The sequence below is a fragment of the Variovorax sp. ISS6 genome (genome assembly GCF_056523145.1).
Genome location: NZ_JAWRZC010000001.1, coordinates 2,335,365 through 2,357,664, shown reverse-complemented (window position 1 = coordinate 2,357,664; position 22,300 = coordinate 2,335,365). Strand labels below are relative to the sequence as shown.

Below are 22,300 nucleotides of genomic sequence, written 5' to 3'. Positions count from 1 at the left end.
CCGCCCTCTTCAGCTCAGCTCTTGATGTCGGAAGGCGGCCGCCCGGCCTTGGCCGGCAGCACTCGGCGCTCGGTGTTCTTCTGCAACGCTTCCAGGAAATCGGCGTCGCCGGCCGCCCAGCCACGCAGCGTGGCCTCGGTCAGCGCCGACTGGTCGGCGGCCCGGACCCCCGCGCGCACCAGTTCGACATACGCCGCCTCGCGCGCGAACGGGGTGTTGCCGAGCTCCCAGTACAGCGGATGGGGCGTGAGCAGCCGGTCGTGCCGCAACCCCGCGTAGTGCGCATGGCTGGACCACGCGAAGTCGCGCGGATCGATCACCAGCCCCGCGCGCACCGGGTTGAGGTCGATGTAGGCCATGCAGGTCAGCAGGTAGCGCTCGGTCTGGATCAGGGTCGACCTGTAGCGCCCTTCCCACAGGGTGCCGCTGCGGCCATGGCGGTCGTTGAAGTAGCGCACGTAGCTGCGCCCGACCGACTGCATGAGCTGCGGCAGCCCCGTGGCGGTGTCGGGCGTGGCCAGCAGGTGGAAGTGGTTGTCCATCAGTACGTAGGCGTGCACCGCGACGCCGAAGCGCGTGGCGCTGTCGGCCAGCAGGGCGAGCAGCTTCTCGTGGTCGGCACGGTCCACGAAGATCGGCTGGCGGTTGTTGCCGCGCTGGATCGCATGGTGCGGCAGGCCGGCAAGTGTGAGGCGGGGAAGGCGGGCCATGGGCCAGGAAGGGGTTGACGCGCGGGACTTGTATCCTAAGCCGCCCGCCGAACCATCCCATCCTGGCGGGGGAGGAGCCATTCGATGTTCAAGTTCTTCAAGGAAATGCTCGATACGGTCAAGGAAGGCATGGCGGAGGGACGCGCCGAGCTGGCGCAGGAAACCGCCGAGCGCGAGGCCAAGGCGCAGCAGGACGGCGCGGCGCTCGAGGCCCGGCTCGCTGCCTCGTCGCGCTACGAGAACATGGCCGTGGCGCTGGCCGCGATCTACCGCGAGACCTTCGCCCCCGAGCTCAAGGCCGCCAGGGAAGCGAACCGCGGCGCGGTGCACCTGCTGTGCGTGCCGATCCCCGACGAGGAAGTCGGGCCGTGGAAGAAGCTGCTGGCACGCGACTTCGACGCGGACGGCGAGGCACAGGCACGCGAAGCCATCGCCGACACCCACGACGCGGCCGAGGCGATGGCCCGGAGCACGGATGGCGAACTGGCCGTGTGGATCGCCCGCTTCGCGCACCTCGCGACCGGCTCGGCGGCGGTCGGCTACCTGGAAGCGCGCGAGGCGCTGGACGCGCTCGAGCCGGCGATCGCGCTGGCGGTCGAGCGCTTCGATGGCTGGGAGAGCTACGGCCGCAGCTTCCTCGAGGGCGAGCGCGATGCCGCGGGCAGCAACTTCATGGGCCGCAAGGTGCTGGCTTCGGTGACCGAACAGCTGCTGGAAGACGAGCGCAGCCCGTGGAAGACGCTGGCCTGGCCCACGCGCGACGCGCTGCCTGCGCTGCTCGCCTCGCGCTGAGCCGGCGCGGCGTCAGGCTCAGTCGAGACTAAAGCGCGTATCGCCCAACGCATCGAGCCCGAACTGCGCCAGCAGTTCGCGCAGCCGCGCCGCCGCGCTCGCCTTGCGCTGGCCGGTGTGGCGCGCGAGGATCAGCTCGTTCTTCATGCTGTGCTCCCAGCCCACGAGCTCGGTCACGGTGACGCTGTAGCCGTTGGCCTCGAGGTACAGGCAGCGCAGCACGTTGGTGAGCTGGCTGCCGATCTCGCGCGTGTGCAGCGGATGGCGCCAGAGCTCGGCCAGCGGCGTGCGCGAGAGCGCCAGTGCCTTGGTCTCGCGCAGGCAGGCCGCCACCTCCGCCTGGCAGCACGGCACCAGCACCATGCAGCGCGCCTTCTTCGCGAGGCCGAAGGCGATCGCGTCGTCGGTGGCGGTGTCGCAGGCATGCAGCGCGGTCACCACGTCGATCCGCGGCGGCAGCTCGCCCGCGGTGGCCGATTCGGCCACCGTGAGGTTGAGGAAGGACATGCGGTCGAAGCCCAGCCGCTGCGCGAGTTCACGCGACTTCTTGACCAGCTCGGCGCGCGTCTCGATGCCGTAGACGTGACCGCCCTGCCCCGCGCGGAAGAACAGGTCGTAGACGATGAAGCCCAGGTACGACTTGCCCGCGCCATGGTCGGCCAGCGTGGCGTTGGCGCCGCCCTCGGGCAGCTCGCGCAGCAGCTGCTCGATGAACTGGAACAGGTGGTAGACCTGCTTGAGCTTGCGGCGCGAGTCCTGGTTGAGCCGGCCCTCGCGCGTGAGGATGTGCAGCTCCTTGAGCAGCTCGACCGACTGGCCCGGGCGCAAGGCCTCGGCGAGCTCGGCATCGGCCTTCGCCATTCTGGCGGTCTTGCCGCCCTTGGCGGAATGGTCGTCGCGGATCTTTTTCAAAGCGTGGGCATTCATGTGGGGGTGCTCCCGGGGCCGACATCGAGCGCGGCCCAGCCTTCGGGCCCGAGGGCCTCGAGGGTGTCGATGTTGCGGCCGAAGATCTCCTCGGCGTCGGGAAAGGCCTCGACCGCGCGGTCCACGCTCTCTTCGCGCAGCAGGTGCAGCGTGGGATAGGGCGCGCGGTTGGTGGCGTTGCCGATGTCGTCGGGCTCGGTGCCGCCGAACTGGAATTGCGGATGGAAGCTCGCGAGCTGCAGCGCGCCGTCGAAGCCGGCCTTGGCGAGCCGGCGCTCGGCACGCGCCGTGAAGTCGTTGAAATCGAGGAAGTCCGAAAGCGTGTTCGGCGCGATCAGCAATGTGGTGTCGCGCTCGGTGGCATCGAACGCGACGAGTTGCCGGGCCTCGGCGAGCAATGCGTCGAGCAGGTCGTCATGCTCGGCGGGCAGATAGGTGGCGTAGTGGATCCGGCCCTTGACGTGCACGGCCTTCGCGAACGGGCACAGGTTGAGGCCGATCACCGCGCGCTCGAGCCAGCGGCGCATGTCGGCGATGGCCTGCTCGGCCGTGACGAAGGCACCGCCGCTCATGGCGTCGCCGCCTCCAGCGCCAGCCGCGCGCGGCCGAGCCGGCGCGCGATCGCGATGCCGGTCAGCGAGCAGGCGAGCGTCGCGACCCAGGTCCAGTGCCATCCGCCAACGCGGTGCGCCACCCAGGCAACAGTCGGCGGCGCCAGGAACTGGCCCAGCGACGAGGCCTGCTGCATCAGTCCGACGGTGGTCGAGACGGTGGCCGGCCCGGGCGCGAAGCGCACGCCGAGCAGGAACAGCGTGGCCGGCACCATGCCGCCCGCGAGCGAGAAGGCGCAGACGGCCACGAAGCGCAGCGAGGCGGGCAGCCCGATGGCATCGGCGCCCGGCCCGCGCAGTTCCGCGAAGGCCGCGATGCCGCCCAGCGCCATGATCAGGAAGCCCCACTGCAGCAGCCGCTCGGGCGCGATGCCGCGCTGCAGCCAGCGCCCGCCCATGATGTTGCCGACGATGTTCATCGCGGCCGCCAGCGCCGTGAGCACCGCGTTCCAGCCGGCCGGCACGCCCGCGCCGGCATAGATCGCGGGCAGGAAGCCGATCACTGCCATCCACTGCGCCGAGTAGACGGCGAAGCTCAGCGCCGTGAGCCAGGGGCCGCGCGCGCCGACCGTGGTGCGCAGGCGCGACCAGCCGCTCTCGGGCACGGCGGCGGCGATCGGCGCGCGTTGCCGGTCGGCCGGCACCGCGACGAACAGCCAGGCCGCCGCCAGCGCCGACACCAGCGACAGCGCCCACCACCAGCCGGGCCAGCCGTTCCAGCCGATCAATACCGGGCCGAGCAACAGGGCCAGCGCCACGCCGAACGGCATGTAGGCGCCCCAGAGCCCCAGTGCGGCCTTGTCGGCGCCCGCGGGCGTGAGGGCGCGGATCAGGCCCGGGCCCGGCATCACCGCCAGCAGGAAGCCGACGCCCTCGACGGCGCGCAGCACCAGCAGCCAGGGCACGGCCTGCTCGGCCGGCAGATGGCTGCCGACCGCACCGCCCGCGAGGCTGGCCAGGGTCAGCACCGCCAGTCCGCCCAGCATGCTGCGGCGCAGGCCGATGGTGTCGGCCGCCAGGCCCGCGAGCAGGCCCAGCGTCATGCTCGCGACCTGGACCAGCGACAGCAGGAAGCCGGCCTCGACCAGGCCGATGCCCAGCGAAGCCTGCAGCGCCGGCACCGCGGGCGGCAGCTTGCCCAGGTGCAGCGCGGCGCTGACGCCCGCGACCACGACCGCGAAGGCGGCCGCGGGGATGCGCGGGCGCGCGCCGGGCGATGTCATGCCGCCGGCCCGTCGGCGCGCGCAATGCCGCGCCGGCCGGTCAGCCGCTCGTGCTCGCGCATCGCGAAGCGGTCGGTCATGCCCGCGATGTAGTCGGCCACGGCACGCGGGCGGTCCGCGCGCTCGGCGAAGGACTCGGGCATCTCGGCGCCGCGCTCGAGGTAGGCATCGAACAGTTCGCGCACCACCTCGCGCGCCTGGTCGGTGGTCTGCACCACCTGCGGATGGCGATAGAGGTTGCGGAACAGGAAGCGCTGCAGCGTCTCCGACTGCGCGCGCATGCCCTCGCTGAACGCGACCACCGGCGGCGCGCGGCGCACCGCATCGGCATCGCCGGGCGCGAGCGCCTCGAGCGTGGCGCGGGTGGCGTCGATCACGTCGTAGACCTGGGCGCTGAGCATGCGGCGGATGGTCTCGTAGAGCACGCGGCGGCCGCTGAGCGCCGGGTATTCGGCCAGCGCCTCGCGCCGGTAGCGTTCGAACAGCTCGACCTCGGCCAGTTGCTCGACCGCGATCAGGCCGGAGCGCACGCCGTCGTCGATGTCGTGGGCGTTGTAGGCGATCGCATCGGCCAGGTTGCACAGCTGCGCCTCGAGGCCGGGCTGGGTGCGGTCGATGAAGCGGCGCGCCACGCCGCCGGGCTCGGCCGCCTCGAGCTTCTCGGCGTTGGCGCGCGAGCAGTGCTTGAGGATGCCCTCGCGCGTCTCGAAGCCGAGGTTGAGGCCGTCGTACTGCGGATAGCGGTGCTCGAGCGCATCGACCACGCGCAGGCTCTGCAGGTTGTGCTCGAAGCCGCCGTGCTCGGCCATGCAGGCATTGAGCGCGTCCTGCCCCGCATGGCCGAAGGGCGTGTGGCCCAGGTCATGGGCCAGCGCGATGGCTTCCACCAGGTCCTCGTTGAGCCGCAGCGCGCGCGCGATGGAACGGCCGAGCTGCGCCACCTCGAGCGAATGCGTGAGCCGCGTGCGGAACAGGTCGCCCTCGTGATTGAGGAACACCTGGGTCTTGTAGACCAGCCGCCGGAACGCCGTCGAATGCACGATGCGGTCGCGGTCGCGCTGGAAGGCGTCGCGCGTGGGCGCGGGCGGCTCGGGATGGCGTCGGCCGCGCGAACGCGCGGGATGCGAGGCGTAGGGCGCGAGGCTCATGGATCCGCGGGGGCGATGCCGGCCATCGGAAGGGGGTTCAGGCCGCCGCGCAGGATTGCGCGAGCACCTCGCGCACCAGCGCGTCGGGCGCGCCGCGCATGATCGCGGAACCCGGCTTGTCGATCACGACGAAGCGGATCTCGCCGCCCTCGGATTTCTTGTCGACGCGCATCAGTTCCAGGTAGCGGTCGGCGCCGAGGTCGGGGCCGACCGTGGGCAGGCCGGCGCGCTGGATCAGCCGGGTCAGGCGCTCGACGAAGGCCGCATCCACGCCGCCGAGGCGCTGCGACAGCCGCGCCGCCATCACCATGCCGCAGCCCACGGCCTCGCCGTGCAGCCACTCGCCGTAGCCCAGGCCCGATTCGATCGCATGGCCGAAGGTGTGGCCGAAATTGAGGATCGCGCGCAGGCCGGTCTCGCGCTCGTCCTGGCCAACCACCAGCGCCTTGATCTCGCAGCTGCGCTTGACCGCATGCGCGAGCGCGGCGGGATCGCGCGCCACCAGGGCCTCGATGTTCGACTCGATCCAGTCGAGGAAGGCCATGTCGTGGATCGGTCCGTACTTGATGACCTCGGCCAGGCCGGCGCTGAGCTCGCGCGGCGGCAAGGTCTGCAGGGTGCCGAGGTCGCAGACCACCAGCTGCGGCTGGTAGAACGCGCCGATCATGTTCTTGCCCAGCGGATGGTTGATGGCCGTCTTGCCGCCGACCGAGGAATCGACCTGCGCCAGCAGCGTGGTCGGCACCTGGACGAAGGGCACGCCGCGCATGTAGCTGGCGGCCGCGAAGCCGGTCATGTCGCCCACCACGCCGCCGCCGAGCGCGAACAGCACGGTCTTGCGGTCGCTGCCGTGACCGAGCAGCGCATCGAAGATCAGGTTCAGCGTTTCGAGGTTCTTGTAGGCCTCGCCATCGGGCAGCTCGAGCAGATGCACCTGCCGGAACCGGCCGGCCAGCGCCTCGCGAAGCGCCTGGGCGTAGAGCGGCGCGACCGTGGTGTTGCTGACGATCAGCGCGCTGGCCGCCTGCGGCACGACGCCGTAGGTCCGGGGATCGTCGAACAGGCCGGCGCCGATGAGGATGGGATAGCTGCGGTCGCCGAGCGGGATGTCGACGCGTTCGAGGGGGGGCGGGGAAACGGAGGCGGCGGACGATGGCATGGCGGGAGTTTAGGCGGTGCGGCGCCGACGGGCCGGAACGCCGGCGCCAAGCGCCCGGGCGCGCGAGGGTCGATGCGCCTCGGGTCGCGCGGGCTCAGTCCGAAGACACGGTCGGCTCGGGCCCCTCGGGATGCGCGCCGGGCGACACGATGCCCGCCAGCTCGAGCTGCATCACGATGATATTCACGAGCGTCGCGACCGTGGGACGGCCGGTGTCGACCACGTCGTGGGCCGTCTCGCGGTAGAAGGGATCGCGCGCGTCGTGCAGCTCGCGCAGCCGGCCCAGCGGATCGGCCACCTGCAACAGCGGGCGCTTGACGTCGTGGCGCAGCCGCCGGAACAGGTCCTCGGGCGAGGACCGCAGGTAGATCACGTGGAAATGACCGCGCAGTTGCCGGCGGTTGGCCTCGCGCAGCACCGCGCCTCCCCCGGTGGCCAGCACGCCGTGCGCGCCAGCAGCCAGCTCGGCGATCACCTGCTGCTCGAGGTCACGGAAGGCGGCTTCGCCTTCGCGCTCGAAGTAGTCGCGGATCGAGCAGCCGATGCGCTGCTCGATCTCGTGGTCGGTGTCGACGAAGGGAAGGTCGAGACGCTGCCCCAGCCGCCGGCCCACCGCGGACTTTCCGGCGCCGGGCAATCCGACGAGTGCGACGGCCACGCCGTGGCTGCTACGCCCGCGCGTCAGCGCGCGGCGTTGCGGTCGGTAATCATCTTCGGGGTGATAAAGACGAGCATTTCGGTCTTGTTCGCAATGCGAGTGCGTGTGCGGAACAGCGCCCCCAGATAGGGCACTTCACCCAGCACCGGCACGCGCGACTCGTCATTGGATTCGTTGAGCTCGAAGATACCACCGATGACGACCGTGCCGCCGTTTTCGACCAGCACCTCGGTCTGGACGTGCTTGGTGTTGATGGCCGGACCGGCCGTGGTGTTGATACCCCGGGCATCCTTGCTCACGTCGAGCGTCAGAATGATGTTGCCCTCGGGCGTGATCTGGGGCGTGACTTCGAGCTTGAGCACGGCCTTGCGGAACGAGATCGAGGTGGCGCCGCTCGAGGTCGCCTGCTGGTAGGGGATTTCCTCGCCCTGCTCGATCAGGGCCTTCGTCTGGTCGGCCGTGATGACGCGGGGGCTGGAGACCAGCTTGCCCTTGCCGTCGGCTTCGAGCGCCGAGATCTCGAGGTTCAGCATGCGGGAGAAGCTGGAGTTGAACAGCGAGATGGCGAAGGTGCCCGCCGCGACGCCGTTGCCGGTGGGGTCCGACGCCGGCATGTTGACGAAGTTCGAGTTGGTCCAGGTGGTGGTGGCCGTGCTTCCGCTGCCGTTGGTGCCCTGGGTCACGACCGGCATCACACCGATGTTTCCGAATGCCCGATTGCCGTTGGCCGACGCCACGCGTTCGCCCGCAATACCGCCCCCCAGGCGCGCGCCCAGCGACTTGCCGAAGGTATCGGTCGCTTCGACGATGCGGGCCTCGATCAGCACCTGGCGCACGGGCACGTCCAGTTTCTGGATCAGTTCCGACACCTGGGCAAGGCGGGAGGGAATGTCCGAAACGAAGAGCTGGTTGGTGCGCGCTTCCGCGATCACGCTGCCGCGCGGGCTCAGGATGCGCGTGGCCGAGCCGGAACCGCCTCCGCCCCCGGCCGAGGTTCCCGTTCCCGTCAACCCCTGGGCGATCGTGATGGCCTTGGTGTAGTTCAACTGGAACGACTGCGTCCGCAGCGGCTCGAGGTTCTCTATCGCGGCCTTGGCCTCGAACTCGAGCTTTTCCTTGGCATTGATCTCGTCCTTGGGCGCGATCCACAGCACGCTGCCGTTCTTGCGCATGCCGAGGTTCTTGGCCTGCATGATGATGTCGAGCGCCTGGTCCCAAGGCACGTCCTTGAGCCGCAGGGTCAGCGCGCCGGTCACCGAGTCGGAGGTCACGATATTGAAATTCGTGAAGTCGGCGATCACCTGCAGCAGCGAGCGGATCTCGATGTTCTGGAAATTCAGCGACAGTTTCTCGCCCGTGTAGCCCACGCCCTGCGTCAGCTTGGTCGGGTCCACCTTGCGTGCGCGGACTTCCACCACGAACTGGTTGTCGCTCTGGTAGGCACTGTGCTCCCAGTCGCCCTTGGCCTCGATCGTCATGCGGACGCGATCGCCGGCCTGCTGGGCCGTGATCGATTGCACCGGCGTATTGAAGTCGGCGACGTCGAGGCGACGGCGCAGCCCCTCGGGCAAGGTGGATTTGGTGAACTCCGCCACCAGGGTCTTGCCCTGCTGCCGCAGATCGACGCCCACCTGGTTGTTGGCCAGGTCGATGATCACGCGGCCCGTGTTGTCGGGGCCCAGGCGGAAATCGACGTCGCGCAACGGCAGCATGTCGCGGTTGCGGTTCTCGGCGAAGGCCGCGGAGGCGGATGCCGCGAGCGCGACGCCGGCCACGGGCTCGAGCGTCACCAGCAGCGACTTGCCCTGGATCTCGGTCTTGTACGCGGTGGCCTGCTTGAGGTTGAGCACCACGCGGCTGCGCTCACCGGCCTGTACCACGTTGACCGAACGCAGGTTGCCCTGATTCATCTCGATCGCGGAGCGCCCGATGGCATTCGTGACACCGGGAAAATCGAGCGCGATGCGCGCGGGCGTCTGGACTGCGAACCCATTGGGCACCGCGGTCAGCGGTTGCGCCAGATCGATGCGGACCACCTCCGCACCCGACTGCGTCGAACTGGTCACCGCCTCGATGGCGTTCTGCGCCTGGGCCACGGCGAACGCGCCACATGCCAGCAGTCCCAGGGCGACGCTTCGCAGCCGCCGCGCCATCTTCGATTTTTCTAGGTTCATTTCGCACTCTCTTGCAACTGCAGCGATGCTGCGCGTTCGATCCATTCGCCAGCCGCGTCCTGCACGATCTCACGCAGGGCGACTTCGCTTTCGTTGATTCGGGTGATGCGGCCGTAATTGAGGCCGAGGTACTCGCCGACGCGCACCTTGTAGAGCAGCTTGTCGACCTTCAGCAGGGCCACGGGCTGCCCGTTGCGGTTCATGGTGCCGACCATCGCCATCGAATCGAGCGGGAAGGCCTCGAGGGCCTCCTTGCGGCGCGCCAGCTCGGGAGCGATCAGGTCGGAACTGCCTTGCTGGCTCGACTCGCGACGCAGCGCCTGCGTGAGCTTGAGCTTGTTGAAGGGCTCGAACGACGAGGCTTCCGTGTAGGCCTGCGGCGTGAATCGTTTCGGCTCCGCGATCGGCGGAACCCTCGGCTTGACCTGCGCGCGCTGCTCGACCATCCAACGCTGCAGATCTTCCTGGTCGGAATCGCCGCAAGCGTTCAATCCCAAGGCAGCCACCGCCAGCCACAACAGCTTGACTATCGCCTTCATTTCTTCGCGCCCTTCGGAGCCGCGGCACGCTTCTGGGCCAGGCGCTCTTCTTCATCAAGATAGCGATAGGTGCGCGCGGTCGCATCCATCGTCAGCACATCCTTGTCCTTCTGCGGCGTCACGCTCAGGTTGTTGAGCGTGACGATGCGCGAGAGGCTCGCGATATCGGCCGCGAACGCACCCATGTCGTGATAGCGGCCGGTGACGCGCACAGCGATCGGCAATTCGGCGTAGTAGTCCTTCACCACGACCTGGCCCGGACGGAACAGTTCGAACTGCAGGCTGCGACCGAGCCCGGCCTGGTTGATGTCCGACAGCAGCGCATCCATCTCGGCCTTGCTCGGCAACTGCTTCTCGAGCAGCGTGACGTACTGCTGCACCTGCTCGCGCTGCTTCTTCAGCAGGTCGAGGTTGGCCGCCTGGGCCACCTTCTTCTGGTAGTCGGCCTTGAGCGCGACTTCCTTGCCGCGCTCCGATTCGAGCTCGTCGTTCGAATTCGTGAGCCAGACGAACCACAGGGCCACCACCACGACGACGGTCAGCCCCAGGCACAGCGCATAGCGCGGCACGGAAGGCCAGCTCGCGGGGTCGTTGGTGTTCAGGCCACGGAACTGGTCGCCGAAGCGGCGCATCGCGGCGCCGACATCGACCTTGGGAGAGGAGCGGGTGCTTGCCATGATCGCCTAGCCCTTGGACTGCGCCGCGGCGGCCAGCGCCTTGTCGGCCGCCGCCTTCTGCGCGTCGGTCGGCCGCTTGAGGCCGATGCGCATGGTGAAGTTCGCCACCCGACGCTGGTCGCGCTGGTTCGCGCTCAGGCTCACGGTGGCGGAAGTGATTTCGACCAGCTCCGGCTTCACCAGCCAGGGGCTGTTGTTGCCGAGGTTGCGCAGCAGCTCCGACACGCGCTCGTTCGATTGCGCCATGCCCTGCAGCGTGACGGTCTGGTTGTCCTGCTTCATGTTCGACAGGTAGACGCCGTCGGGCAGTTGCCGCACCAACTCGTTGAGCAAATGCACCGGCAGGTTGCGATCGCCCTGCAGGTCCTCGACGGCCTGCTGGCGCGCGCGCAGCGCCGCGATCTCGTCCTGCAGGGTCGAGATCTCCTTGATCTCGACCTCGAGCTTCTTGATCTCGCCCTGCAGGAAGCGGTTCTTCGACTGCTGGGCCGAGATCTGGGCCTCGAACCAGAGGTAGCCCAGGCAGGCGATCAGGCCGCCGAGCAGCGCGGCGCCGGCCAGGGTGCCGAAGAAGGCCTCGCGCCGGCGCTTGCGCGCGGCCTCGCGGTGAGGGAGCAGATTGATCAGGATCACTGCAGGAACCTCCGCATGGCCAGGCCGCAGGAGGTCAGGTAGGAAGGCGCTTCGCGCCGGACCTTCTTCTCGCGGATGTTCGAACCGAGCTCCATGCCGTCGAAGGGATTCACGAGCGAGCAGGCGAAGGAGGTCTGCCGCGTCACCGCGTTGCTCAGGCCCGGCAGCGAGGCCGAGCCGCCGGCCAGCATCACGTAGTCGACGCGGTTGTGCGGCGTGCTGGTGAAGAAGAACTGCAGCGCGCGCGCGATTTCCTGGGCGATGCTCTCGACGAAGGGCTTGAGGACGCCCGAGCCATAGTCGTCGGGCAGGTCGCCGCTGCGCTTCTTGGCCTCGGCCTCCTCGGCCGAGAAGCCGTACTGGCGCACGATCATCTGGGTCAGCTGGGCGCCGCCGAAAGCCTGGTCGCGGTCGTACAGCACTTCCTGGTTGCGCAGCACCTGCATGCTGGTGGTGAAGGCGCCGACCTCGAACAGGGCGACGATCGCATCCTGGCCCTTGCCCGGCAACTGCTCGATCAGGCGCGCGGTGGCGAGGCGCGAGGCATAGGACTCGACGTCCAGGATCATGGCCTTGAGGCCCGCCGCTTCGGCCAAGCCTTCGCGGTCCTGCACCTTTTCCTTGCGCGAGGCGGCGATCAGCACTTCGACGTCGCCCGCCGAGCTCAGGCTCGGCCCGGTCACGCAGAAATCGAGACTCACTTCATCGAGCGAGAAAGGAATGTATTGATTTGCTTCCGATTCGACCTGGATCTCGAGCTCCTGCTCGCTCATGCCGCCCGGAAGAATGATCTTCTTGGTGATCACCGCCGAGGGCGGCAGCGCCAGCGCCACATTGCGGGTGCGGGTGCCGCTCTTGCGCACCACGCGGCGCACGGCCTCGGCGACTTCGTCGAACTTCTCGACGTTGCCATCAGTGATCCAGCCGCGCTCGAGCGGCTCGATGGCGCAGCGTTCCAGGATCAGCTTGCCGCTGGCTTCACGGCCGAGCTCGACCAGCTTGACGCTGGACGAACTGACATCCAGCCCGAGCAGGGGGGCGTTCTGACGACGAAACAATGTTCCAAGAGCAGCCAAGTTCTGTCCCTCTTCCCCTGCATTTGTAACCAATGGAAAAAATTGAATTCGGTTGCATGCTAGCAGCACGCCCGACGCCATCCAAGGGGCGCATCGGGACGGCAGGTCCGATCGTTGCCAAAACCTGACGTTAAAGCCTCGCTTTGTAACTTTCGGATTAGGACTTGGGACCCTGGCAAACAAGAGGGCCCGCCGAGGGGGTGGCTTTTTATAATGCGCGGTGACTCTCGGGCCCTCCATGCAAGAAAACACACGGCCAACGCCAAACTCCAAGCGCCCAGCCAACACCCCACCCGCCTCCACCCGGCCCGCCTGGCTCAAATGGCTGCTGCGCTTCGTGTTCTGGGGCCTGGGCATCGCCGCGGCCGGCGTGCTGTCGGTGATCTGCGTGGTCGCGGTGGCGCTGGCGGTCGCCTATCCGAACCTGCCCGACATCTCCGAGCTCTCCGACTACCGGCCCAAGCTGCCGCTGCGCGTGTTCTCGGCCGAAGGCATCCAGATCGGCGAATTCGGCGAGGAGCGCCGCAACCTGACGCCGATCTCCGCCATTCCCAAGGTGGTGAAGGACGCCGTGCTGGCCGCCGAGGACGCGCGCTTCTACGACCATGGCGGCGTCGACTACAAGGGCATGATCCGCGCCGGCCTCGCGAACATGAACCGCGTGAAGAGCCAGGGCGCCTCCACCATCACCATGCAGGTGGCGCGCAACGTCTACCTGAGCTCCGAGAAGACGCTCACGCGCAAGATCTACGAGGTGTTGCTGACCTTCAAGCTCGAGCACCTGCTGAGCAAGGACCAGATCTTCGAGATCTACCTGAACCAGATCTACCTCGGCAACCGCGCCTACGGCTTCGCCGCCGCCTCCGAGGCCTACTTCGGCAAGCCGCTGTCCGAGCTCACCATCGCCCAGGCCGCGATGCTGGCCGGCCTGCCCAAGGCACCCGGCGCGAACAACCCGGTGAACAACCCGCAGCGCGCGCGCGGCCGGCAGTTCTACGTGATCGACCGCATGCAGGAAGCAGGCTTCATCACCGCCGAGCAGGCCGCGGCCGCCAAGAAGGAAGAACTGCACCTGCGCGATGCCGCCGACCCGAACCGGCTGCATGCCGAGTACGTGGCCGAGACGGTGCGCCAACTGATGTACGCGCAGTACGGCGACAGCACCTACACGCGCGGCCTCAAGGTCTACACCTCGCTCGTGGCGGCCGACCAGGCCGCCGCCTACAAGGCGCTGCGCAAGGGCATCATGGATTACGAGCGCCGCCAGATCTACCGCGGCCCCGAGAAGTTCGTCGAGCTGCCGAACGACGCCAAGGATCTCGACGAAGCGGTGGACGACGCGCTCAGCGACCATCCCGACAACGGCGACGTGATGGCCGCCGTGGTGCTCAAGGCCACGGCCAAGCAGATCGACGCGGTGCGCGGCAACGGCGACGCGGTGCAGATCACGGGCGAAGGCCTCAAGCCCGCGCAGTCGGGCCTTTCCGACAAGGCACCGCCCAACATCAAGATCCGCCGCGGCGCGGTGATCCGCGTGGTGAAGACGCCCAAGAACACCTGGGAGATCACCCAGCTGCCCGAGGTCGAGGGCGCCTTCGTCGCCATGGACCCGCGCGACGGCGCGATCAAGGCGCTGGTCGGCGGCTTCGACTTCGGCAAGAACAAGTTCAACCACGTCACCCAGGCCTGGCGCCAGCCCGGTTCGAGCTTCAAGCCCTTCATCTACTCGGCCGCGCTCGAGAAGGGCTTCACGCCCGCCACCGTGATCAACGACGGCCCGCTGTTCTTCGATGCCGGCACCACCGGCGGCCAGCCCTGGGAGCCCAAGAACTACGGCGGCGGCTACGACGGCCCGATGTCGATGCGCACCGCGCTGATGAAGTCGAAGAACCTGGTCTCGATCCGCATCCTGCAGTCGATCGGCACGCGCTACGCGCAGGACTGGATCACCAACTTCGGCTTCGAGCGCGAGAAGCACCCGGCCTACCTGCCGATGGCGCTCGGCGCGGGCTCGGTCACGCCGATGCAGATGGCGGTGGGCTATTCGGTGTTCGCCAACGGCGGCTACCGCGTCAATCCCTACCTCGTGACGCGCATCACCGACCACAAGGACAAGCTGCTGGTCGACAAGCAGCCGCCGCTGCTCAACGAGGCGCTGCGCGCCATCCCGCAGCGCAACGCCTTCATCATGGACAGCCTGCTGCAGTCGGTGGCGCGCGCCGGCACCGCGGCCAAGGCCCAGGCGATGCTCAAGCGGCCCGACCTCTACGGCAAGACCGGCACCACCAACGACTCGCTCGATGCCTGGTTCGCGGGCTTCCAGCCGACCATGACCGCGATCTCGTGGATCGGCTACGACACGCCTCGCAACCTCGGCGACCGCGAGACCGGCGGCGGCCTGAGCCTGCCGATCTGGATCAACTTCATGGAAACCGCCATCAAGGGCACGCCGGTCACCGACCTCTCGACGGCGCCGCCTTCCGGCGTGGTGAACGTGGGCGGCGAGTGGTACTACGACGACTATGCGCCGGGCCGCGGCGTGGCCAGCCTGGGGGTCGATACGGCACCGGCGGCGCCGGCCGAATCGCTGAGCGGCGCGCCGGTGAGTCCGCCGGCACCGCCCGAGGAGCGCAGCCGCATCCTCGACCTGTTCCGCAACTGAGTCCGAGCCGCGGGCCTCAGCCCGCGGCGAAGCTCAGCGACTGTCCCGCCTGCAGCGTCGCCTCGCGCGAGAGGTTGCCGAAGAACTCCTCGCCGCTCTTGGTGTCGATCCAGGCCCGGCCGTCGAAGCGGTAGTGGTAGCCGCCCGAGCGCGCCGCGAGCCAGATCTCCTGCAGCGGCTTCTGCAGGTTCACGATCAGCTGGCTGCCGTTGGGAAACGAAATCGTGATCATGCCGCCCACGCGCTGGTTGTCGATGTCGGCGTCCGTGGCGTCGTTGATGCGATCGCAGCCCTGCTCGATCGCTGCCAGCGCGGCTTCGGCGCGGTCCATGTATTCGGAGTCCGTCATTACAATTTCGTTATGTTGAATGTCCACCAAATTCTAGTGAGCGCCCGCGGCCGCACTGCGCTCATGGTCTGCCTCGCCGCCGCCACCCTCGGCCTGGCCGCCTGCGGACAGCGCGGTGCCCTCTATCTGCCGACCGATCCGGCCGCCTCGCAACGCGCCACGCTGCCCGACCTGCTGACGCCCAGCATGCCCGGCGGCACCAGCAATGCCACGCCGTCTTCCGGCGCCGGCCAGGCCGCGCCGAAGCCCGCCACCGCCAGCAGCGGAGCCGCCCGATGAGCACCCTTCCCCTGCCCGGCCATCCCCACATCGCGCAGCGCGACGGCGCGCTCCAGGTCGAAGGCGTGTCGCTCGACGCGCTCGCGCGCGAGCATGGCACGCCCTTGTTCGTCTACTCGAAGCAGTGGATGCTCGACGCCCTGGCCGCCTACCAGCGCGGCTTCGAGGGCCGCGACGCGCTGGTCTGCTACGCGATGAAGGCCAACTCCTCGCTCGGCGTGCTGCGCGTGTTCGCCGAGGCCGGCTGCGGCTTCGACATCGTCTCGGGCGGCGAACTCGCGCGCGTGCTCGCGGTCGGCGCCGATCCGGAGAAGATCATCTTCTCGGGCGTCGGCAAGACCCGCGCCGAGATGCGCCAGGCGCTCGCGGCCGGCATCGCCTGCTTCAACGTCGAGAGCGAAGCCGAGCTCGACGTGCTCAACGAGGTCGCGCTGGCCGAGAAGGCGCGCGCGCCGATCAGCATCCGCATCAATCCCAACGTCGACCCCAAGACCCATCCCTACATCTCCACCGGCCTCAAGGGCAACAAGTTCGGCATCGCGCACGACCGCGCGGTGCAGGCCTATCGCCATGCGGCCAGCCTGCCGGGTCTCGAGGTGGTCGGCATCGACTGCCACATCGGCTCGCAGATCACCGACGCCTCGCCCTACTTCGACGCCGTCGAGCGCGTGCTCGACCTGGTCGAGGCGATCGAGGCCGCGGGCATTCCCATCCATCACCTGGACTTCGGCGGCGGCCTGGGCATCGACTACAACGGCGACACGCCGCCGCAGGCCGATGCGCTGTGGCAGCAGCTGCTCGCACGGCTCGACGCGCGCGGCTTCGGCCAGCGCAAGCTGGTGATCGAGCCGGGCCGCTCACTGGTCGGCAATGCCGGCGTGTGCCTGACCGAGGTGCTCTACACCAAGCCCGGCGAGGACAAGAACTTCTGCATCGTCGACGCGGCCATGAACGACCTGCCGCGTCCCGCGATGTACCAGGCCTTCCACCGCATCGTGCCGCTGCGCGAGCGCGCCGGCGCAGGCGCCACCTACGACGTGGTGGGCCCGGTCTGCGAAAGCGGCGACTGGATCGGCCGCGACCGCGAGCTCAACGTGGTGGCCGGCGACCTGCTGGGCGTGCTCTCGGCCGGCGCCTATTGCATGAGCATGGCGAGCAACTACAACACCCGCGCGCGCGCGGCCGAGGTGCTCGTGAGCGGCGCGGCGGCCACGCTGATCCGCCGGCGCGAGACGATGGAAGACCAGCTGCAGGCCGAGCTGCAGGCTGCCAGGGGCTGAACCGGGCCGCGGCTAGTTCGACGGCCGCGCCCGCGCGCCGGCTTGCGCCGCCGGCACGCCGGCCTTGCGGCCGCGCAGCCAGCGCCAGGCACGCCACGCCAGCAGCACGCCGATGATCGCCGCGTAGACGAACACCTCGGCGAAGTTGTTCTTGCCCGCGCGCATCCAGAAGAAGTGCAGCAGGCCCAGCCCCGCGATCAGGTAGACCAGCTTGTGCAGCAGCTGCCAGCGCTTCGCGCCCATGGCCTTGATCGCGCGGTTGAACGAGGTCAGCGCCAGCGGCGTCAGCAGCACGAAGGCCGAGAAGCCCACGAGGATGAACGGCCGCTTGGCGATGTCCTTCGCGATCTCGCCCCAGTCGAACCCCATGTCGAACCACGCGTAGCACAGCAGGTGCAGCACGACGTAGAAGTAGGCGTAGAGACCCAGCATGCGCCGGAAGCGCGCGAGGCCGTTCCACTTCGTCGTCACGCGCAGCGGCGTGACCGCCAGCACGATGCACAGGAAGCGCAGGGTCCAGTCGCCGGTCGCGCGGATCAGGTACTCCTGGGGATTGGGGCCCAGCTGGTCGACCACCACGCCGTAGGCCAGCCACGCGAACGGCAGCAGGCACAGCACGAAGACGAAGGGCTTGGCGGCGGGATGCAGCAGCAGCTTGTTCATGGCGTCCGGGTCGCGCCCCCGCGGGTTGCGGGGGTGCGCGCCCGCCTCAGTAGTTCTTCTTCAGGTCCATGCCCGCATAGAGCTGGCCGACCTGTGCTTCGTAGCCGTTGAACAGCAGCGTCTTGTTGCGCTTGGCGAACAGGCCGCCGCCGTCGCCGATGCGGCGCTCGGTCGCCTGACTCCAGCGCGGATGGTCGACGTTCGGGTTCACGTTCGAATAGAAGCCGTACTCCTGCGCCGCCGCCTTGTTCCAGGCCGTGCTCGGCTCCTTCTCGACGAAGCGGATCTTCACGATCGACTTGGCCGACTTGAAGCCGTACTTCCACGGCACCACGAGCCGCACCGGCGCGCCGTTCTGGTTCGGCAGCACCTCGCCGTACATGCCGAAGGCCAGCAGCGTGAGCGGGTGCATCGCCTCGTCCATGCGCAGGCCCTCGGTGTAGGGCCAGTCGAGCACGCGCGAGCCGACGAAGGGCATGGTCTTGGGATCGGCCAGGGTCACGAACTCGATGAACCTGGCGTTGCCCTGCGGCTCGACCTTCTTGATGAGTTCGGCCAGCGAATAGCCGACCCACGGGATCACCATCGACCAGCCCTCGACGCAGCGCAGCCGGTAGATGCGCTCTTCCTGCGCGCTGAGCTTGAGCAGGTCCTCGATCGTGTACTTGCCGGGCTTCTTCACCAGCCCCTCGACCTCGACGCTCCAGGGCCGGGTCTTGAGCGTGCCGGCGTTCTTGACCGGGTCGCCCTTGTCGGTGCCGAACTCGTAGAAGTTGTTGTAGCTCGTCGCGTCCTTGTAGTCGGTGAGCTTCTCCATCGTCTGCGCACCGGGCACTGCGGATTTCGCGCCCGGCAGCGCCTCGAGCTTGTTCGGCCGCGCCGTCTGCGCCAGCGCCTCGCGGCCCGCGAAGGAGGCCAGCGCGGCACCGGCCGCGCCGCCCGCCATCAGCTTGAGCAGGTCGCGCCGCCCTTCGTAGAGGGCGCGCGGCGTGATCTCGCTGGAGCGCGGATGGATGAAGCCGCTGTTGCGGCGCGACGGACGGGAATGGAACGACATGACGGGCCTTTCGCTGGAATCTTTGTGTTCGGAAGGTAGTTCGTGGCCACCCCCGATTCGGTTACGCGCACGCGGGGCGCGCGGTTTCAATTCTTCGCGAAAGCCCGTTCGCGCGTGTCTACAGCGTGCCGTAGCTGTGCAGGCCGCTCAGGAACATGTTGACGCCGAGGAAGGCGAAGGTCGTGACCGCCAGCCCCGCGAGCGCCCACCAGGCCGCCACGGTGCCGCGCAGGCCCTTGACCAGGCGCATGTGCAGCCAGGCCGCGTAGTTGAGCCAGACGATCAGCGCCCAGGTCTCCTTCGGGTCCCAGCTCCAGTAGCCGCCCCAGGCATCGGCGGCCCACAGCGCGCCCAGCACGGTGGCGATGGTGAAGAAGGCGAAGCCGACCGCGATCGACTTGTACATGACGTCGTCGAGCACCTCGTTGGCCGGCAGGCGCGCCGCGATGCGCTTGCGCCCCAGCAGGATGCCGGCCGCGATCAGCGCCGAGATCGCCGCATAGGCCACCCAGTAGCTGCCGCCGGCTTCCTGCACGCGCTGGCGGAACGCCACCGGCACGAAGCACAGCGCCATGCCCAGCAGCCAGATCGGCGTGAGCTTGTACCAGCGGGTCTCGCCCGCCTGCTCCTTCACCAGGTAGGCGAAGGCCACCATGGCCGCGAGCGAGAAAGTGCCGTAGCCGATGAAGTTGGCGGGCACGTGCAGCTTCATCCACCAGCTCTGCAACGCGGGCACCAGCGGCTGGATCTCGTGCGCCTGGCGCACCAGCGTGTACCAGAGCAGGAAGCCGACCGCCGCGCTGACCACCAGCATCACGAAGGCGCCGAGGGCGCGCGTGCGGTAGTGCTCCTCGTAGTAGAGGTAGAACGCGGCCGTGAGCCAGCAGAACAGCACGAACACCTCGTAGAGGTTGCTGACCGGGATGTGGCCGATGTCGGGGCCGAGCTGGTGGCTTTCGTACCAGCGCACCATGGTGCCGATCAGCGCCATGGTGATGGCGGCCCAGGCCAGCCGCGAGCCGATCGCCTCGAGCGCGTCGCCCTGCTTGCCGACGAAGAAGCCCAGCCAGTAGAACAGCGTGCTCATGAAGAACAGCACGCTCATCCAGAGGATGGCCGACTGGCTCGAGAGGAAGTACTTGAGCCAGAACACGGTGTCGGCCCGCGCCAGGTCGCCCTGGTAGGACGCGATGGCCAGCAGCGAGGCTGCCGCGACCACGATCGCCAGCACCCGCAGCGGACGCCAGAACCAGCCCATGGCGATCACGCAGACCAGCGCGCCCACCAGGATCGGCTTCTCGTAGGAATCCATCGACCCCGCATGGCGCGCGAAGGCGAACAGGCCGCCCGCGAGCACCAGCGCCGCGAACACCCAGTCGAACAGGTTGCGCCGCGAGAGCCAGCTTTCGTTGAGCGTGAGGGTGGTGGTGTTCATGGTGAGGCGGGCTCTTCTTTCTTCAGGGCGAGCAGCTTGTGCTTGAGGTGCTCGAACTCCCGATCGCTGTCGATGGTCTTGCGATTGACCGAGAACGCCATCGTCGCGGCGGTCTCGGTGGTGTTGTCTCCGGCGGCGCCGGCGGGTGTCAGCCACACCCAGAGCCGACGCTCGCGCACGTACAGCATGGCAAAAATCCCGACGATCAGCAACAGACAGCCCAGATAGACGACGTTCTTGCCAGGGGCGCGCGCCACCTGGAACACGCTGGCCTGCACCTGGGTGAAGTCGGTCATCATCATCGCGACCGGGGCCGGGTAGAAGTGGGCGTCGCTCAGCGCGATCACCGCCTGCGTGAGGAAGGCCTGCGACTTCTCGTCGCCCGGCAGCGCCGCGAGGCCCGCGCCTTCGCGGCTGAGGTTCAGCACCTCGTACAGCACGTCGTTGAGGATGCGCACCAGCACCGCGCCCGCGCGCTCGCGCTCGGCCTCGGGCACGTTGCTCTCCATGAACTCGGCGATCGCCTGCCAGCCGCCCGCGGAAGCGGCATCGGCGCGCGCGGGCTCGCTGCCCGCGAACAGCGCCAGCGCGCGCGTGGCCGACACGCGCAGCTGGTCGGCCATCTCGGGGCGCTTCGGATCGCTGGCCTTGGCGATGTAGCGCTCGATGGCGCGCGCGCGCGTGGCCGGGTCCTCGAGCGCGGCGCGCATGCGCACGAAGCCGTCCATCGAGCCCTGCTCGTCGGCCGGCACGCGCAGGTAGCGGAACGGCTCCTCGGGCTTCTCGCGCATGCCCAGCAGGAACACCGGCTGGCCGTCGCCGGTGTCGACCGGCACCATGTAGTTCTGGTACTCGCGCGCCTGGCCGGCCGCGTCGCGCAGCTTGTAGCCGATGCTCGGGCCGATGTTGCGCAGCACCTTGGGCTTGTTGGTCTTGTTGGCCGCGCCCAGGCGCGACTCGATGTCGTGGCGCAGGTCGACCTTGCGCACGTCGGCGCCGCTGCCCATGGCGCCGCCGTCGGCGAAGTTCTCGACGTTGATCACGCGCAGCGCGGCGAACTCCAGCGTCAGCTTCTCCTTGCCGTTGGTGATCTCGCTGCTCGGTCCGCCGATCACGCCCTCGACCTCGAAGGGCTTGGCCGCGGCCGCCATCGGCACCGCCTTGAGCTTCACCGTCGAGCCGCCGTCGTCGAAGCTCGACTGGTAGATCTCCACGCCCTTGTAGCTGGCCGGGTGGTTGACCTCGATGCGCGCGGGCACCTGCTCGCCGGTCTCGCGGTCGTGCAGCACCACCTCGCTCGCGAACAGCTTGGGCATGCCGGTCGAGTAGTAGTCGACGATGAATTTCTTGAGCTCGATCGAGAACGGCAGCTCCTGCAGCAGCACGCCGTCGGCCTGGTTGAGGATCGCCACGCTGCCCTGACCGCCCTCGGGCACCAGGATGTTGCCGCGGAAGGTCGGGTTGCTGGCCGAGAGCCGGTGCTGCGGCGGCACGTCGGCGATCATGCCGCCGCCGGTGAACACGCTCTTGCCGTTGAACCAGGTCTGCGCGCGCACCACCAGGTCGCCGTCGAGCAGGCCGCCGATGCACACCAGCACGATCGCGCTGTGCGCCGCGATGTAGCCGAGCTTGTGGGCGCCGCCGGCTCGCGCGGCGACCATCCAGCCGGCCGGCGTCTTGCCGTCGCCCGTGGCTTCGCGCTGCTGCAGCTTGACCTTCCAGCCGCCGCTCACGAGCAGCTGGCCGATGCGGTTGGCCGCCATGTCGGGCGTTTCGCCGAGCTGCGTCTGCGCGCGCTGGCCGAAGGCCTTGAGGCTCTGGGTGCGGATGTCTTCCTTGAAGGTGCGCAGCTCGACCACGATGCGCGGCGTGTTGCGCACGATGCACAGCGTGGTGCTGATCACCAGGAACAGCAGGATCAGCAGGAACCACCAGGCGCTGTAGATCGAGTCGAGCCGCGCGGCGCGGAACACCTCGGCCCAGAACGGCCCGAACTGGTTGATGTAGTTGTTGATCGGCTCGTGCTGCTTGAGCACGGTGCCGATGATCGAGGCGATGCAGATGATCGTGAGCAGCGCGATCGCGAAGCGCATCGACGACAGCAGTTCCACCGCCGCGCGAAGCGCTTGCGGGCCGCGATGGACGCGAAGGCCGTGAGTGGAAACTGACATCGGTTGCTAGAGAAGAGAGAAGAAAAGGCGTCCGGAAGAAGCGAAACGCAAAAGGGCGGGCCATCCTGCTGGATCGG

Annotated in this window: 21 protein-coding genes; 4 read left to right on the top strand and 17 right to left on the bottom strand. The window is 68.5% G+C overall.

Annotated elements, in window-relative coordinates:
- Positions 1-14: 14 nt before the first annotated feature.
- Positions 15-710, bottom strand: coding sequence for a transposase (locus AC1HIL_RS10765; RefSeq protein ID WP_261209812.1), 696 nt, complete (start codon positions 708-710; stop codon positions 15-17).
- Between the two features lie 84 nt (positions 711-794).
- Here AC1HIL_RS10765 and AC1HIL_RS10760 point away from each other — a divergent pair, with 84 nt between their 5' ends.
- Positions 795-1,502: a DUF1266 domain-containing protein gene (locus tag AC1HIL_RS10760; RefSeq protein ID WP_479671770.1), complete on the top strand. Its 708-nt coding sequence runs from the start codon at positions 795-797 to the stop codon at positions 1,500-1,502.
- A gap of 18 nt (positions 1,503-1,520) precedes the next feature.
- Here AC1HIL_RS10760 and AC1HIL_RS10755 read toward each other — a convergent pair whose 3' ends face one another.
- The 11 genes from AC1HIL_RS10755 to AC1HIL_RS10705 form a co-directional block, all read right to left on the bottom strand.
- On the bottom strand, positions 1,521-2,363 hold the full coding sequence (locus AC1HIL_RS10755; RefSeq protein WP_479672484.1) for a class I SAM-dependent methyltransferase: 843 nt from the start codon (positions 2,361-2,363) through the stop codon (positions 1,521-1,523).
- Positions 2,364-2,425: 62 nt separating this feature from the next.
- Positions 2,426-3,001, bottom strand: a complete 576-nt coding sequence (locus AC1HIL_RS10750; protein ID WP_479671769.1) for a DUF1415 domain-containing protein — start codon at positions 2,999-3,001, stop codon at positions 2,426-2,428.
- Positions 2,998-4,263, bottom strand: a complete 1,266-nt coding sequence (locus tag AC1HIL_RS10745; protein WP_479671768.1) for an MFS transporter — start codon at positions 4,261-4,263, stop codon at positions 2,998-3,000. Before AC1HIL_RS10745 ends, AC1HIL_RS10750 begins: the two co-directional genes overlap by 4 nt.
- Complete coding sequence (locus tag AC1HIL_RS10740; protein WP_479671767.1) at positions 4,260-5,411, bottom strand: deoxyguanosinetriphosphate triphosphohydrolase; 1,152 nt, start codon at positions 5,409-5,411, stop codon at positions 4,260-4,262. The genes AC1HIL_RS10745 and AC1HIL_RS10740 overlap by 4 nt, the downstream gene beginning before the upstream one ends.
- Before the next feature lie 37 nt (positions 5,412-5,448).
- Positions 5,449-6,570, bottom strand: coding sequence for a 3-dehydroquinate synthase (aroB, locus tag AC1HIL_RS10735; protein ID WP_479671766.1), 1,122 nt, complete (start codon positions 6,568-6,570; stop codon positions 5,449-5,451).
- Positions 6,571-6,664: 94 nt separating this feature from the next.
- The gene (locus tag AC1HIL_RS10730; protein ID WP_261209802.1) at positions 6,665-7,228 is read right to left on the bottom strand and encodes a shikimate kinase; all 564 of its coding nucleotides are present in this window, start codon (positions 7,226-7,228) and stop codon (positions 6,665-6,667) included.
- Positions 7,229-7,251: 23 nt separating this feature from the next.
- Entirely contained in the window at positions 7,252-9,402 is a 2,151-nt protein-coding gene (locus AC1HIL_RS10725) for a type IV pilus secretin PilQ (RefSeq protein ID WP_296783231.1), read from the bottom strand.
- Positions 9,399-9,941 (bottom strand): pilus assembly protein PilP, encoded by a 543-nt coding sequence (locus tag AC1HIL_RS10720; RefSeq protein ID WP_296741197.1) that lies wholly within the window; start codon positions 9,939-9,941, stop codon positions 9,399-9,401. Before AC1HIL_RS10720 ends, AC1HIL_RS10725 begins: the two co-directional genes overlap by 4 nt.
- Complete coding sequence (locus tag AC1HIL_RS10715; RefSeq protein ID WP_296741194.1) at positions 9,938-10,618, bottom strand: type IV pilus inner membrane component PilO; 681 nt, start codon at positions 10,616-10,618, stop codon at positions 9,938-9,940. Before AC1HIL_RS10715 ends, AC1HIL_RS10720 begins: the two co-directional genes overlap by 4 nt.
- A 6-nt stretch (positions 10,619-10,624) precedes the next feature.
- Complete coding sequence (locus tag AC1HIL_RS10710) at positions 10,625-11,251, bottom strand: PilN domain-containing protein (RefSeq protein ID WP_261209794.1); 627 nt, start codon at positions 11,249-11,251, stop codon at positions 10,625-10,627.
- Entirely contained in the window at positions 11,248-12,327 is a 1,080-nt protein-coding gene (locus AC1HIL_RS10705) for a pilus assembly protein PilM (RefSeq protein WP_057596021.1), read from the bottom strand. Before AC1HIL_RS10705 ends, AC1HIL_RS10710 begins: the two co-directional genes overlap by 4 nt.
- Positions 12,328-12,565: 238 nt before the next feature.
- Here AC1HIL_RS10705 and AC1HIL_RS10700 point away from each other — a divergent pair, with 238 nt between their 5' ends.
- A complete protein-coding gene (locus AC1HIL_RS10700) occupies positions 12,566-14,989 on the top strand; it encodes a penicillin-binding protein 1A (protein ID WP_261209789.1) in 2,424 nt (807 codons plus the stop codon).
- A gap of 16 nt (positions 14,990-15,005) precedes the next feature.
- Here the strand turns inward: AC1HIL_RS10700 and cyaY are convergent, their stop codons facing one another.
- A complete protein-coding gene (gene cyaY / locus AC1HIL_RS10695) occupies positions 15,006-15,338 on the bottom strand; it encodes an iron donor protein CyaY (RefSeq protein ID WP_261209787.1) in 333 nt (110 codons plus the stop codon).
- Between the two features lie 63 nt (positions 15,339-15,401).
- Here cyaY and lptM point away from each other — a divergent pair, with 63 nt between their 5' ends.
- Both lptM and lysA read left to right on the top strand, forming a co-directional pair.
- Positions 15,402-15,617, top strand: coding sequence for an LPS translocon maturation chaperone LptM (lptM, locus tag AC1HIL_RS10690; protein ID WP_366929015.1), 216 nt, complete (start codon positions 15,402-15,404; stop codon positions 15,615-15,617).
- The gene (lysA, locus tag AC1HIL_RS10685; RefSeq protein WP_296741181.1) at positions 15,614-16,897 is read left to right on the top strand and encodes a diaminopimelate decarboxylase; all 1,284 of its coding nucleotides are present in this window, start codon (positions 15,614-15,616) and stop codon (positions 16,895-16,897) included. The genes lptM and lysA overlap by 4 nt, the downstream gene beginning before the upstream one ends.
- Positions 16,898-16,909: 12 nt before the next feature.
- Here the strand turns inward: lysA and AC1HIL_RS10680 are convergent, their stop codons facing one another.
- From AC1HIL_RS10680 to AC1HIL_RS10665, 4 genes are all read right to left on the bottom strand, one after another.
- A complete protein-coding gene (locus AC1HIL_RS10680; protein ID WP_479671765.1) occupies positions 16,910-17,560 on the bottom strand; it encodes a protein-methionine-sulfoxide reductase heme-binding subunit MsrQ in 651 nt (216 codons plus the stop codon).
- Positions 17,561-17,606: 46 nt separating this feature from the next.
- Positions 17,607-18,617 (bottom strand): protein-methionine-sulfoxide reductase catalytic subunit MsrP, encoded by a 1,011-nt coding sequence (gene msrP / locus AC1HIL_RS10675; protein ID WP_261209780.1) that lies wholly within the window; start codon positions 18,615-18,617, stop codon positions 17,607-17,609.
- Positions 18,618-18,735: 118 nt separating this feature from the next.
- Complete coding sequence (gene ccsB / locus AC1HIL_RS10670; protein ID WP_479671764.1) at positions 18,736-20,052, bottom strand: c-type cytochrome biogenesis protein CcsB; 1,317 nt, start codon at positions 20,050-20,052, stop codon at positions 18,736-18,738.
- A complete protein-coding gene (locus AC1HIL_RS10665) occupies positions 20,049-22,223 on the bottom strand; it encodes a cytochrome c biogenesis protein ResB (RefSeq protein WP_261209776.1) in 2,175 nt (724 codons plus the stop codon). The genes ccsB and AC1HIL_RS10665 overlap by 4 nt, the downstream gene beginning before the upstream one ends.
- Positions 22,224-22,300: the final 77 nt, after the last annotated feature.

What these genes read in the sequence shown, in the direction of transcription:
- AC1HIL_RS10765 (WP_261209812.1), bottom strand. Translation starts at nt 710, where the DNA reads ATGGCCCGCCTTCCCCGCCTCACACTTGCCGGCCTGCCGCACCATGCG.
- AC1HIL_RS10760 (WP_479671770.1), top strand. Translation starts at nt 795, where the DNA reads ATGTTCAAGTTCTTCAAGGAAATGCTCGATACGGTCAAGGAAGGCATG.
- AC1HIL_RS10755 (WP_479672484.1), bottom strand. Translation starts at nt 2,363, where the DNA reads ATGGCGAAGGCCGATGCCGAGCTCGCCGAGGCCTTGCGCCCGGGCCAG.
- AC1HIL_RS10750 (WP_479671769.1), bottom strand. Translation starts at nt 3,001, where the DNA reads ATGAGCGGCGGTGCCTTCGTCACGGCCGAGCAGGCCATCGCCGACATG.
- AC1HIL_RS10745 (WP_479671768.1), bottom strand. Translation starts at nt 4,263, where the DNA reads ATGACATCGCCCGGCGCGCGCCCGCGCATCCCCGCGGCCGCCTTCGCG.
- AC1HIL_RS10740 (WP_479671767.1), bottom strand. Translation starts at nt 5,411, where the DNA reads ATGAGCCTCGCGCCCTACGCCTCGCATCCCGCGCGTTCGCGCGGCCGA.
- aroB (WP_479671766.1), bottom strand. Translation starts at nt 6,570, where the DNA reads ATGCCATCGTCCGCCGCCTCCGTTTCCCCGCCCCCCCTCGAACGCGTC.
- AC1HIL_RS10725 (WP_296783231.1), bottom strand. Translation starts at nt 9,402, where the DNA reads ATGAACCTAGAAAAATCGAAGATGGCGCGGCGGCTGCGAAGCGTCGCC.
- AC1HIL_RS10720 (WP_296741197.1), bottom strand. Translation starts at nt 9,941, where the DNA reads ATGAAGGCGATAGTCAAGCTGTTGTGGCTGGCGGTGGCTGCCTTGGGA.
- AC1HIL_RS10715 (WP_296741194.1), bottom strand. Translation starts at nt 10,618, where the DNA reads ATGGCAAGCACCCGCTCCTCTCCCAAGGTCGATGTCGGCGCCGCGATG.
- AC1HIL_RS10700 (WP_261209789.1), top strand. Translation starts at nt 12,566, where the DNA reads ATGCAAGAAAACACACGGCCAACGCCAAACTCCAAGCGCCCAGCCAAC.
- cyaY (WP_261209787.1), bottom strand. Translation starts at nt 15,338, where the DNA reads ATGACGGACTCCGAATACATGGACCGCGCCGAAGCCGCGCTGGCAGCG.
- lptM (WP_366929015.1), top strand. Translation starts at nt 15,402, where the DNA reads ATGGTCTGCCTCGCCGCCGCCACCCTCGGCCTGGCCGCCTGCGGACAG.
- lysA (WP_296741181.1), top strand. Translation starts at nt 15,614, where the DNA reads ATGAGCACCCTTCCCCTGCCCGGCCATCCCCACATCGCGCAGCGCGAC.
- AC1HIL_RS10680 (WP_479671765.1), bottom strand. Translation starts at nt 17,560, where the DNA reads ATGAACAAGCTGCTGCTGCATCCCGCCGCCAAGCCCTTCGTCTTCGTG.
- msrP (WP_261209780.1), bottom strand. Translation starts at nt 18,617, where the DNA reads ATGTCGTTCCATTCCCGTCCGTCGCGCCGCAACAGCGGCTTCATCCAT.
- ccsB (WP_479671764.1), bottom strand. Translation starts at nt 20,052, where the DNA reads ATGAACACCACCACCCTCACGCTCAACGAAAGCTGGCTCTCGCGGCGC.
- AC1HIL_RS10665 (WP_261209776.1), bottom strand. Translation starts at nt 22,223, where the DNA reads ATGTCAGTTTCCACTCACGGCCTTCGCGTCCATCGCGGCCCGCAAGCG.